The organism is Streptomyces coffeae (genome assembly GCF_016741875.1).
GTDB classification, from domain to species: Bacteria; Actinomycetota; Actinomycetes; order Streptomycetales; family Streptomycetaceae; genus Streptomyces; species Streptomyces coffeae.
Genome location: NZ_JAERRF010000005.1, coordinates 121,646 through 133,294 on the forward strand (window position 1 = coordinate 121,646; position 11,649 = coordinate 133,294).

The 11,649-nt window shown below is 69.0% G+C and carries 11 protein-coding genes; 6 read left to right on the forward strand and 5 right to left on the reverse strand.

Annotation, left to right across the window (positions count from 1 at the left end):
• Nucleotides 1-24: 24 nt before the first annotated feature.
• Nucleotides 25-1,224 (reverse strand): quinolinate synthase NadA, encoded by a 1,200-nt coding sequence (nadA, locus tag JK363_RS09805; RefSeq protein ID WP_201873964.1) that lies wholly within the window; start codon nt 1,222-1,224, stop codon nt 25-27.
• A 236-nt stretch (nt 1,225-1,460) separates the two neighbouring features.
• On the opposite strand from nadA, the gene erpA reads away from it, so the two are divergent.
• Complete coding sequence (gene erpA, locus JK363_RS09810) at nt 1,461-1,814, forward strand: iron-sulfur cluster insertion protein ErpA (RefSeq protein ID WP_135340779.1); 354 nt, start codon at nt 1,461-1,463, stop codon at nt 1,812-1,814.
• A gap of 82 nt (nt 1,815-1,896) precedes the next feature.
• Here the strand turns inward: erpA and JK363_RS09815 are convergent, their stop codons facing one another.
• Together JK363_RS09815 and JK363_RS09820 are read right to left on the reverse strand one after the other, a co-directional pair.
• Nucleotides 1,897-3,462, reverse strand: a complete 1,566-nt coding sequence (locus tag JK363_RS09815) for a hypothetical protein (protein ID WP_201873966.1) — start codon at nt 3,460-3,462, stop codon at nt 1,897-1,899.
• 92 nt (nt 3,463-3,554) lie between these two features.
• Nucleotides 3,555-3,767 carry a hypothetical protein gene (locus JK363_RS09820; protein ID WP_201873968.1) on the reverse strand — a complete coding sequence of 71 codons (213 nt, stop codon included), beginning with the start codon at nt 3,765-3,767 and terminating at the stop codon, nt 3,555-3,557.
• Between the two features lie 177 nt (nt 3,768-3,944).
• Here JK363_RS09820 and JK363_RS09825 point away from each other — a divergent pair, with 177 nt between their 5' ends.
• Nucleotides 3,945-4,919, forward strand: a complete 975-nt coding sequence (locus tag JK363_RS09825) for a carbohydrate kinase family protein (RefSeq protein ID WP_201873970.1) — start codon at nt 3,945-3,947, stop codon at nt 4,917-4,919.
• A gap of 44 nt (nt 4,920-4,963) precedes the next feature.
• Here the strand turns inward: JK363_RS09825 and JK363_RS09830 are convergent, their stop codons facing one another.
• On the reverse strand, nt 4,964-6,385 hold the full coding sequence (locus tag JK363_RS09830; RefSeq protein WP_201873972.1) for a cysteine desulfurase/sulfurtransferase TusA family protein: 1,422 nt from the start codon (nt 6,383-6,385) through the stop codon (nt 4,964-4,966).
• Nucleotides 6,386-6,701: 316 nt separating this feature from the next.
• Between JK363_RS09830 and ctaC the strand changes: the two genes are divergently transcribed.
• From ctaC to JK363_RS09850, 4 genes are all read left to right on the forward strand, one after another.
• The gene (gene ctaC / locus JK363_RS09835; RefSeq protein ID WP_201873974.1) at nt 6,702-7,664 is read left to right on the forward strand and encodes an aa3-type cytochrome oxidase subunit II; all 963 of its coding nucleotides are present in this window, start codon (nt 6,702-6,704) and stop codon (nt 7,662-7,664) included.
• Nucleotides 7,661-9,400, forward strand: coding sequence for an aa3-type cytochrome oxidase subunit I (gene ctaD / locus JK363_RS09840; protein ID WP_201873975.1), 1,740 nt, complete (start codon nt 7,661-7,663; stop codon nt 9,398-9,400). The genes ctaC and ctaD overlap by 4 nt, the downstream gene beginning before the upstream one ends.
• Entirely contained in the window at nt 9,397-9,795 is a 399-nt protein-coding gene (locus tag JK363_RS09845; protein WP_201873976.1) for a cytochrome c oxidase subunit 4, read from the forward strand. Before ctaD ends, JK363_RS09845 begins: the two co-directional genes overlap by 4 nt.
• Before the next feature lie 145 nt (nt 9,796-9,940).
• On the forward strand, nt 9,941-11,191 hold the full coding sequence (locus tag JK363_RS09850; RefSeq protein WP_201873977.1) for a L,D-transpeptidase: 1,251 nt from the start codon (nt 9,941-9,943) through the stop codon (nt 11,189-11,191).
• Between the two features lie 47 nt (nt 11,192-11,238).
• On the opposite strand, the gene JK363_RS09855 is transcribed toward JK363_RS09850, so the two are convergent.
• Nucleotides 11,239-11,640: a hypothetical protein gene (locus JK363_RS09855; RefSeq protein WP_201873978.1), complete on the reverse strand. Its 402-nt coding sequence runs from the start codon at nt 11,638-11,640 to the stop codon at nt 11,239-11,241.
• Nucleotides 11,641-11,649 lie beyond the last annotated feature (9 nt).

Sequence of the window (11,649 nt, forward strand, 5' to 3'; positions counted from 1 at the left end):
CCCCGTATGCGTACCGCGCCGTGGTTACGGCAGCGCCAGCATCCGCTCCAGCGCCAGCTTGGCGAAGCTCTCGGTCTCCGGGTCGACCTGGATGCGGTTGACGACCTTGCCCGCGGCGAGCGACTCCAGCGCCCACACCAGATGCGGGAGATCGATCCGGTTCATGGTCGAGCAGAAGCAGACCGTCTTGTCGAGGAAGACGATCTCCTTGCCCTCGTCGGCGAAGCGGTTCGCCAGTCGGCGGACCAGGTTCAGCTCGGTGCCGATCGCCCACTTGGACCCGGCGGGCGCGGCCTCCAGGGCCTTGATGATGTACTCGGTCGAGCCCACGTAGTCCGCGGCCGCGACCACCTCGTGCTTGCACTCGGGGTGGACCAGGACGTTGACGCCCGGTATGCGCGCACGGACGTCGTTGACCGAGTCCAGCGAGAAGCGGCCGTGCACCGAGCAGTGGCCGCGCCACAGGATCATCTTCGCCGCCCGCAGCTCCTCGGCGGTGAGCCCGCCGCCCGGCTTGTGCGGGTTGTAGACGACGCAGTCCTCCAGGGACATGCCCATGTCGCGGACGGCCGTATTGCGCCCCAGGTGCTGGTCGGGCAGGAACAGCACCTTGTTGTGCCGGGGCTCTCCCTGGCCGAAGGCCCAGTCCAGGGCCCGCTTGGCGTTGGAGGAGGTGCAGATGGTGCCGCCGTGCTTGCCGGTGAACGCCTTGATGTCTGCCGAGGAGTTCATGTACGAGACCGGCACCGTCGCCTCGGCGACCCCCGCCTCGGTCAGCACGTCCCAGCACTCGGCGACCTGCTCGGCGGTGGCCATGTCGGCCATCGAGCAGCCCGCCGCCAGATCGGGGAGGACGACCTGCTGGTCGTCGCCGGTCAGGATGTCGGCGGACTCCGCCATGAAGTGCACACCGCAGAAGACGATGTACTCCGCGTCCGGCCGGGCCGCCGCGTCCCGGGCGAGCTTGAAGGAGTCCCCGGTGACGTCGGCGAACTCGATGACCTCGTCGCGCTGGTAGTGGTGGCCGAGCACGAAGACCTTGTCCCCGAGCTTCTCCTTGGCCGCGCGGGCGCGTGCCACCAGGTCCGGGTCGGAGGGCGCCGGAAGGTCTCCGGGGCACTCCACACCACGCTCGCTCCGCGGGTCGGCCTCACGGCCGAGAAGCAGCAGAGCGAGCGGTGTCGGCTGCACGTCGAGGGGTTGGGCGGTGGTCACGTCACGCACCCTTCTTTCTTCGCTGGGAACGCTGGTCCTGTTAATCGTCAAAATGACGCTATCTATCATAACTGCTTCACGTCACGTTGACGATGGGCATCGTGTCGATGTGACGCATTCCCGGTGTGCCGGGCCGTGTGCGAGCATGAAGAACGCAGGAGCAAAGCGATGGGCCCGGAATGAATCCGGGGGGCCGTTGGTTTGTGCCGACGGCAAGCAGTCCGTACAACCCGGGAGAGAAGCAGATGACCGTTCAGGACGAGACCACCGCGAGCGAGGGCATCATCCTGTCCGACGCCGCCGCGTCGAAGGTCAAGAGCCTGCTGGAGCAGGAGGGCCGTGACGACCTCGCGCTGCGCGTCGCCGTCCAGCCCGGCGGCTGCTCCGGCCTGCGCTATCAGCTCTTCTTCGACGAGCGCTCCCTCGACGGCGACGTCGTCAAGGACTTCGACGGCGTCAAGGTCGTCACCGACCGGATGAGCGCCCCGTACCTGGGCGGTGCCTCGATCGACTTCGTCGACACCATCGAGAAGCAGGGCTTCACGATCGACAACCCGAACGCCACCGGCTCCTGCGCCTGCGGCGACTCCTTCAGCTGAGCCCGCCCGCGGGGTGCGCGCTCGACGACGCCGAGAAGGCGGCGGTCCCGGCCGGGACCGCCGCCTTCTTTAGTGGTGTCGCCTACTTCTTCCGCAGCGGCACCGTCTTGCCGGTCGACTTGTCGACCACCGTGCGGTCGTCCAGCGGTTTGTCCAGCTTGACCTTCTCGGTCATCTCCTTGGCGATCAGAATGCAGGCCCGCCCGGGGTGCTTGGGCTTGCTCTTGATCTCCACCGTCACCTGCTTCGACGTCTCCTTCGCGGAGACCGAGTAGGTGTTGCACACCCCGCCCCAGAAGCGCAGCGTCAGGGTCTTGTCGTCCGCGGTGTAGGAGATGATGTGGTTGATCTTCTCCTTGCCGGACTTGTCGGGCTTACCGCTCTCGCCCTGTCCCGGGCTCTCGGTACCGGCGGCCTTCTTGATGTACTCGGGCTGCACGGCCGGGTACGGAAGGGTCATCGAGACACCGTTGGTCCCGGTCGGCCGGGTCTCGAAGATCCACGACGGCACCAGCGCCCGCCGTCCGTCCACCATGTGCGAGGCCAGCCCGAAGGTCGCCTTGCGCACCATCACCTTGCCGGAGCTGCCCGAGGGGTTGGGCTCGCACGGCGCGATCGAGCCGCCCTCCGCCGGCCCGTCCGGGTCCGGGGTGGCCGACGGACAGCTCGCGCCCGTGGCCGGACCCCGGCCCCTGGTCGCCGCGTTGAGCTTCTTCAGCGCCTCGTCCGCGCTGATCAGCGGATAGGTGTCGGCCTCCTTGGGGAGCGCCAGTGTGCCGCTGCCACCGACCAACTGGCCGTCGGCGGCCACCTGGAGGCTGGTCGACCAGCCGTGCGTCGGCAGATCGCCCACCCGCGGCTCCGCGTTCACCGTGCGGATGGCGGCGTAGCGACCGGTCGCGTCCAGCTTGGCGTCCGAGAGTCCGAGCGCCTTGAGCACCGGCTCGGCGGTGCGCTTGGCCTTCGCCTCGGACACCACCTTGTCGTGGTCGGCGTCGCTCCGTTCGGGGTGGTCGTCATCGCCCTTCTTGCCGGACTTCCCGTCCCGGTAGACGGGGCAATCCTGGGCGGTGCTGCCGTCGCCCTTGCGCTCGCCCGCACCGGCGTCGCCGTCCGCGCCCGGCAGGCGCACACAGGAGCCGCCGGCGGGGGTGCCGTAGCGGGAGTAGCTCCAGCTGCCCGGACCGTCCTGGCTCACCCGCAGCACTGGACCGGCCGCGTCCTTGGTGCCCCCGACCTTCCAGAAGCCGTGGTCGCCGCGCGGGCTGCCGGGCACGTCCAGCGCCTTGGCCAGCCGTGCCACCTCGGCCTTGGTGACCTTCGGGTCGGACAGATACACCGGGGCCGAGTCCGGCCCGTCGGGCAGCTTCTTCTCCGCCACATAGCGCCCGCCACTCGGGTCGGGTTCCCCGGGCGCGATGCCCTCGCGTCCGGCGGTGGGGTAGGCGTCCAGTGCGAGGGGTTTTGGTGATCCGTCCTTGTGCGCCGTGCCGCTGCCGTCCGCCGCGGTCGAGGCCCAGTAGGCCCCGCCGCCACCGGCGACCAGTACCGCTGCCGCCACCGCGACCACGGCCAGTGGCGAACGGCGCCGCAGACGCGGATGGTCGTCGTCGGGGGTATGCGGGGTGTCGGTCTCCTCGGTGCTCACCGTTTCGCTCCTTCGGCTCCGCTCACGTTGTACGGTCCCATTTCCTCGCGAGGGGACGCCGGTGAGACGGGGCGGACGGGAGTACGGTTCCGTCAGTCGCCGTAATCGGACATCTTGTCCAGCAGCTGCGCGGACGCGGGCGGCACGGTGACCCCGCGGATCCGCGACAGGGACACCGGTGCGGCGGGAGGCGATACGGTGACCGGCCAGTGCGGCACCATCCGTGCCCCCTGGCCGCGCAGCTCTTCCAGGAATTCGGGCTCGATGGCACCGGTGGGAAGGGCGTTGATCACGTGCTCCGGCATGGGGAGCCTCCCGGTCCGAAGGGGTCGCGGATGAAGATCTGATGTATACGCACCGTATGCACCGGATCTCTGGCGAAAATAGCCCTACTATCTGGTAGTTTCTTACGTTCCTGTGGGAGTGGCAAGGCGCTAGCGTAGGGGCTCCGACCCCGCCGCCGCCCCGCAGGAGCGACTTCCGTGCGTATCGCCGTCACCGGCTCCATCGCCACCGACCATCTGATGACCTTCCCCGGCCGCTTCGCCGATCAGCTGGTCGCCGATCAGCTGCATACGGTCTCCCTCTCCTTCCTGGTCGACACCCTCGACGTCCGCCGCGGCGGTGTGGGCCCCAACATCTGTTTCGGTATGGGTGTGCTCGGCCTGCGCCCGATCCTGGTCGGCGCGGCCGGTGAGGACTTCGCCGAGTACCGCGCCTGGCTGGACCGTCACGGCGTGGACACCGCGTCCGTCCGGATCTCCGAGGTGCTGCACACCGCGCGCTTCGTCTGCACCACGGACACCGACCACAACCAGATCGCGTCCTTCTACACCGGCGCCATGAGCGAAGCCCGGCAGATCGAGCTCCAGCCGGTCGCCGACCGGGTCGGCGGGCTGGACCTGGTGGTCATCGGCGCGGACGACCCGGAGGCGATGGTCCGGCACACCGAGGAGTGCCGCTCGCGCGGTATCCCCTTCGCCGCCGACCCCTCCCAGCAGCTCGCCAGGATGGACGGCGAGGACATCCGGCTTCTGGTGGGCGGGGCGGAGTACCTGTTCACCAATGAGTACGAGGCCGCGCTGATCGAGACCAAGACCGGCTGGACCTCCGAGCAGATCCTCGCCAAGGTCGGCACCCGCGTCACCACGCTGGGCGCGCAGGGCGTCCGGATCGAGCGCGAGGGCGAGGAGCCGATCGTCGTCGGCTGCCCGGAGGAGGACGAGAAGGCCGATCCGACGGGTGTCGGCGACGCCTTCCGCGCGGGCTTCCTCTCCGGTCTGTCCTGGGGGCTGTCGCTGGAGCGCTCCGCCCAGGTGGGCTGCATGCTCGCCACCCTGGTCATCGAGACGGTGGGCACCCAGGAGTACGAGCTGCGCCGCGGCCACTTCATGGAGCGGTTCGCCAAGGCGTACGGCCATGACGCCGCCGCCGAGGTCAACGACCACCTGGTCTGACGCCCGCCCCTCCGGCCCCCGGGCTCCCCGGGGGCCGGAGGGTGTCAGGTGCGGCGGCGGACCCGGTAGGCGACACCGCGCTCGGCCGGGCGCTCGCCCTCGTACTCCTGGTCCCGCATGGCGCACCAGGCCGGGATGTCCAGCCGGGCCGCCTCGTCGTCGGACAGCACCGTGACCACCCCGCCCACCGGGACCTCGCCGATCACCTTGGCGAGCTCGATCACCGGGATCGGGCACCGCTTGCCGAGCGAGTCCACCACCAGCTCGGGTCCGGCGGTCTCCACCGCTGTTTCCGCCGCCGGCTCCCTTGCCGCGGGCCGCGCCGGCTCCGGGGCGCCGAGCCGTCCGCGGACCTCCCGGACCACCCCTGGCAGCAGCTCCAGGAACCGGTCCACCTCCGCCGCGGGCGTCCCCAACGGCAGCGAGACCCGGATGTTTCCCTCGGACAGCACCCCCATCGCCCGCAGCACATGGCTCGGGGTCAGGGTGGAGGAGGTGCAGGAGGAGCCGGACGAGACCGAGAACTCCGCGCGGTCCAGCTCATGCAGAAGTGTCTCCCCATCGACATAGAGACACGAGAAGGTGACCAGATGCGGCAGCCTCCGCTCCGGATCGCCCACCACCTCCACATCCGGCACCAACTCCGGCACCCGCGCCCGGATCCGGTCCACCAGACCCCGCAGCCGCTCCGCCTCGGCGTCCGCCCCCGCCCGTACGGCGCGCAGCGAGGCGGCCGCGGCGACCACGGCCGGGAGGTTCTCGAAGCCGGGGGAGCGGCCCGACTCCCGTTCGTCCGCCGGGCCCTGGGGCGAGAAGCGCACCCCCTTGCGGACGACGAGCAGCCCGACCCCCGAGGGGCCTCCCCATTTATGGGCACTTGCGGTCATAAGTGACCAATTGCCGTCCACCGGGCCCCAACCGAGCGACTGCGCCGCGTCCACCAGCAGCGGTACGCCCGCCTCCGCGCACACCTCCGCGGTCTCGGCCACCGGCTGCACCGTGCCGACCTCGTGGTTGGCGGACTGGAGACAGGCCAGTGCGGTGGGTTCCGGGGCCTCCCGCAGGGCCGTCACGTAGGCGTCCGGCGCGACCCGTCCGGCGCGGTCCACCCCCACCTCGGTGACCGTGCCGCCGCCCGCCTCGTGGGTGGCCGCGGCATGCAGCACCGCGGAGTGCTCGACGGCGGAGACGATCAGATGACGGCCGGCCCGGCGGCGCCCCGCGAGCGCTCCGGCAATGCCGTCGTGGAGCGCGCGTGTCCCCGATGGAGTGAACACCAGCTCGTCCGGGCGGCAGCCGACGGTCTCGGCCGCCGCCTCCCGGGCGGCGTCCAGCAGCAGCCGGGCGCGGCGCCCCTCGCGGTACAGCCGCGCGGGGTCGGCCCACCCCTCGTCCAGGGCGGCGAGCAGCGCCTGCCGGGCGACCGGGTGCAGCGGAGCGGACGAGGCCGCGTCGAAGTAGGGCACGTAAAGAACGCTAGTCGGTGTGGACCGCGCGGTGTCCGCGGCGGTGATCGGAACCGGTCCCGCCGCACCCTCTCGCACCCCGGATCCGGTGCCGTCCAACATGCCGTACCGGGGCGAAAACCGCTGGCGGAGGGGGGCATTCCACCCCATCGGGGTGCGGCCCGGCGCGTTGGGCACCCTGGCCGCGCGGCCCCAAATGGCGTCCAGTAGGGTTTGGTCCGCATAAACATCCAAACCCCTGCCCGCACCGGGCCGGCGACCGACCGACAGACGGCCGCGGCCGACCGCGCGGGCGAGACTCTCGGGAAGGCGCTACGTGAGTCCCAACGGCTCCGACCGCTCGTCGCGGCGCCCGGTGCGGCGGAAGCTGCTGCAGGCGCTGGCCGCGGGCTTGGTCCTGGCGACCGCCACCGGTTGCACATCGAAGGACTTCCCCCGCCTCGGAATGCCCACCCCGGTTACGGAGGAGGCGCCGCGGATCCTCTCCCTCTGGCAGGGTTCGTGGGCGGCTGCGCTCGCCACGGGCGTTCTGGTCTGGGGCCTGATCCTGTGGGCGGTCATCTTCCACCGCCGCAGCAGGACCAAGATCGAGGTTCCCGCTCAGACCCGGTACAACATGCCCATCGAGGCGCTGTACACCGTGGTCCCGATCATCATCGTCTCGGTGCTGTTCTACTTCACCGCGCGCGATGAGACCGCGCTCCTGAAGACCTCCAAGAAGCCGGACCACGTCGTCAACGTCGTGGGCTACCAGTGGAGCTGGGGCTTCAACTACATGGAGAACGTGGACGGGAAGACCGCCACTCCGAAGCAGACCGCCAAGGAGATCAAGGCCATCCCCAACCGGATGCTCTCCGCGGTGCCCAAGGGCGCCGAGGGCGTCTACGACGCGGGTGTCCCCGGCCAGCGGAACCCGCAGAACGGCAACCCGGGGCCCACCCTGTGGCTGCCCAAGGGTGAGTCGGTCCAGTTCATCCTGACCTCCCGCGATGTCATCCACTCGTTCTGGGTGGTCCCCTTCCTGATGAAGATGGACGTCATCCCGGGGCACACCAACCGCTTCGAGGTCACCCCGAACCGCGAGGGCACCTTCATGGGCAAGTGTGCCGAGCTGTGCGGCGTCGACCACTCCCGGATGCTCTTCAACGTCAAGGTAGTCTCGCCCGAGCGCTACCAGCAGCACCTGAAGGACCTGGCGAAGAAGGGCCAGACCGGCTACATCCCGGCGGGCATTGAGCAGACGGACGCTGCCAAGAACGCGGAGACCAACAACACATGAGCATCCTCAACGAACCTCAGGGTGCCGACGCCACCGCCTCGTACGAGAACGAGTTGCCGGTGCGCCGCAAGCAGCCCGGCAATGTCGTCGTCAAGTGGCTGACCACCACCGACCACAAGACGATCGGCACGCTCTACCTCGTCACGTCGTTCGCGTTCTTCTGCATCGGCGGCCTGATGGCGCTCTTCATGCGCGCCGAGCTGGCCCGCCCGGGTACGCAGATCATGTCGAACGAGCAGTTCAACCAGGCGTTCACCATGCATGGCACGATCATGCTGCTGATGTTCGCCACCCCGCTGTTCGCGGGCTTCACGAACTGGATCATGCCGCTCCAGATCGGTGCGCCCGATGTGGCGTTCCCGCGGCTGAACATGTTCGCGTACTGGCTGTACCTCTTCGGCTCGCTGATCGCGGTGGGCGGCTTCCTCACTCCGCAGGGCGCGGCCGACTTCGGCTGGTTCGCCTACTCCCCGCTGTCGGACGCGGTCCGTTCACCGGGTGTGGGCGCGGACATGTGGATCATGGGTCTGGCCTTCTCCGGCTTCGGCACGATCCTCGGTGCGGTCAACTTCATCACCACGATCATCTGCATGCGCGCTCCGGGCATGACGATGTTCCGGATGCCGATCTTCGTCTGGAACGTCCTGCTCACCGCGGTGCTGGTGCTGCTGGCCTTCCCGGTGCTGGCCGCCGCGCTGTTCGCCCTGGAGGCGGACCGTAAATTCGGGGCCCATGTCTTCGACGCGGCCAATGGCGGAGCATTGCTCTGGCAACACCTCTTCTGGTTCTTCGGCCATCCAGAGGTGTACATCATCGCCCTGCCATTCTTCGGGATCATTTCGGAGATCATTCCGGTCTTCTCCCGCAAGCCGATGTTCGGTTACATCTCGCTGATCGCCGCGACGATCTCGATCGCCGGTCTGTCGGTCACGGTCTGGGCGCACCACATGTATGTGACGGGCGGCGTACTGTTGCCGTTCTTCTCCTTCATGACATTCCTGATCGCGGTTCCGACCGGTATCAAGTTCTTCAACTGGATCGGCACCATGTGGAAGGGGTCGCTGAGCTTCGAGACCCCGATGCTCTGGGCGATCGGCTTCCTGATCACCTTCACCTTCGGTGGTCTGACCGGTGTCATCCTGGCCTCGCCGCCGATGGACTTCCACGTCTCGGACTCGTACTTCGTGGTGGCCCACTTCCACTACGTGGTGTTCGGCACCGTGGTGTTCGCGATGTTCGCCGGCTTCCACTTCTGGTGGCCCAAGTTCACCGGCAAGATGCTGGACGAGAAGCTCGGCAAGATCACCTTCTGGACGCTGTTCGTGGGCTTCCACGGCACGTTCCTGGTGCAGCACTGGCTCGGTGCGGAGGGCATGCCCCGCCGCTACGCCGACTACCTGGCGGCCGACGGCATCACCACGCTGAACACGATCTCCACGATCGCCTCGTTCCTGCTCGGTCTGTCGATCCTGCCGTTCTTCTACAACGTCTGGAAGACCGCCAAGTACGGCAAGAAGATCGAGGTCGACGACCCGTGGGGCTACGGCCGTTCGCTGGAGTGGGCGACCTCCTGCCCGCCGCCGCGGCACAACTTCCTCACGCTGCCGCGGATCCGCTCCGAGTCCCCGGCCTTCGATCTGCACCACCCGGAGATCGCGGCGCTCGACCAGCTCGAGAACCACGGTGCCTCCGACGATGACAAGGCCCTCGCGGGTGGCAAGGAGGCCGGCAAGTGAAGGTCCAAGGCCGGATGTTCATCTGGCTCGCCGTCTTCATCCTGATCATGGCCATCGTGTATGGCGTGTGGTCCAAGGAACCGGCGGGCACCACCGCGCTCTTCCTCGCCTTCGGCCTGAGCGTCATGATCGGCTACTACCTGGCGTTCACCGCGCGCCGGGTGGATGTCGGGGCGCAGGACAACAAGGACGCGGACGTCGCCGACGACGCCGGTGAGCTGGGATTCTTCTCCCCGCACAGCTGGCAGCCGCTCTCCCTGGGCTTCGGTGGCGCGCTGGCCTTCCTCGGTGTGGTCTTCGACTGGTGGCTGCTCTACTTCTCGGCCCCGATCATCATGGTCGGTCTGTTCGGCTGGGTCTTCGAGTACTACCGCGGCGAGAACCAGAACCAGTAACCGGTTCTCGTACCGGCTGAGCACGGGGCCCGGACACCTTCCGAAGGTGTCCGGGCCCCGTGCGTACCTCCCCACGCCCAGGCGGGTGTCACTCCGGTGCTTCACTCCGCGCGCCGTCCGCGGCGGCCGTTCATAGCGTGTGTCCATGAGCCACACATCGCGATCACCTCGACCCCGGGCCGTGCTCACCTGCACCCTGCTGGTGGCGTCGCTGATGGCGGGACTCAGCGGCTGCGGGGGCCCTTCCTCCAACCCGCTGTCCGCCAAGCCGTACGACGCCGCCGACCAGATCTCGTTCAGCGGCGACGGGGAGAACCACAAGGCCGATCCGGACAAGCCACTGGAAGTGACGGCCAAGGGCGACGACGGCCGGATCACGGACGTCACCGCCACCGACGCCGCGGGGCGCTACGTCCGGGGCGAGCTGACCGACGACGGCAGCCGCTGGCGCAGCACCGTGCCGCTGGCCGCCGGAGCGCACTACACGCTCCGGGTGAGCACGGAGGACTCCAACGGGGCGCCCGGCCGCCGGACCATCGACTTCACCACCAGCTCCGCCCGCAGGCTGCTGAAGGTCACCTTCGGGCCGAAGGCGGGGGAGTACGGCGTCGGGCAGCCCGTCACCGCCAAGCTGAGCCGGCCGGTGAAGGACCCCTCGGCCCGGGCCGTGGTGGAGCGTGCCCTGAAGGTGGACTCCCAGCCCGCGGTGGACGGTGTCTGGCACTGGGTGGACAACAAGACCCTGCACTACCGTCCGCAGGACTACTGGCCCGCCCACGCCACCATCAATGTGCACTCCAACCTCAAGGGCATCAGGATCGGCGGCGGGCTCTACGGCGGTGACGCCAAGTCTCTGAAGCTGACCACCGGTGACCGCATCGAGGCCCTCACCGACTCCGGCACCCACCAGATGACGGTGAAGCGCAATGGAGTGCCGGTCCGGACCATCCCGATCACCACCGGTATGCCCGGATTCGATACCCGCAATGGCGTCAAGGTGATCCTCGCCAAGGAGTCCGCGGTGCGGATGACCGGCGCCAGTATCGGCCTCGGCAACTCCTACGACCTGATGGTCTACTGGGCGACCCGGGTCACCTGGAGCGGTGAGTACGTGCACGCGGCGCCGTGGTCCACCGGTTCCCAGGGCGTGGCCAACGTCAGCCACGGCTGCACCGGTATGAGCACGGAGAACGCCCAGTGGTTCTTCAACACCGTGCGGCTCGGCGACGTCGTCAAGGTCGTGAACAGCAACGGCGCCGATATGACGACGTTCGACAACGGCTACGGCGACTGGAACATGGCCTGGAACGACTGGCGTCAGGGCAGTGCCCTCGCCGCCGGTCAGCGGGACGGTTCGACCCCGGCCGACTCGGCCCGGCTCCGGCCCCAGGTGTGACGGTGGCGACAGCCGTGACCGCCCCGGCCGTCAGGAGACCCCTGCGGTCAGGCGCTCACGGCCGGCCGCGTGCGGAGCAGCCCGGCCAGCGCGTCCGCCAGGGCCACCGGGTCCACCGGATGGGTGACCGCGGCCTCCGCGCGGCTCCAGGTGGCCAGCCAGGCGTCCTGCGGGCGGCCGATGAGCAGCAGTACCGGCGGACAGCGGAAGATCTCGTCCTTGATCTGCCGGCACACGCCCATCCCGCCCGCGGGCACCGCCTCGCCGTCCAGCACACAGGCATCGATACCGCCCTCCTCCAGTGCCGTCAGGACGGCGGGGAGGGTCGCGCACTCCAGGAACTCCACCGGGGGCACATCGGCTGCGGGCCGTCGTCCGACGGCGAGCCGCACCTGCTCGCGGGTGCTCGCGTCATCGCTGTAGACCAGCACCGTGGCGGTAGGCCGCATCGTGTCCTC

Coding starts and splice junctions, on each gene's coding strand:
- erpA (WP_135340779.1), top strand. CDS start 1,461: ATGACCGTTCAGGACGAGACCACCGCGAGCGAGGGCATCATCCTGTCC.
- JK363_RS09820 (WP_201873968.1), bottom strand. CDS start 3,767: ATGCCGGAGCACGTGATCAACGCCCTTCCCACCGGTGCCATCGAGCCC.
- ctaD (WP_201873975.1), top strand. CDS start 7,661: ATGAGCATCCTCAACGAACCTCAGGGTGCCGACGCCACCGCCTCGTAC.
- JK363_RS09850 (WP_201873977.1), top strand. CDS start 9,941: ATGAGCCACACATCGCGATCACCTCGACCCCGGGCCGTGCTCACCTGC.
- JK363_RS09855 (WP_201873978.1), bottom strand. CDS start 11,640: ATGCGGCCTACCGCCACGGTGCTGGTCTACAGCGATGACGCGAGCACC.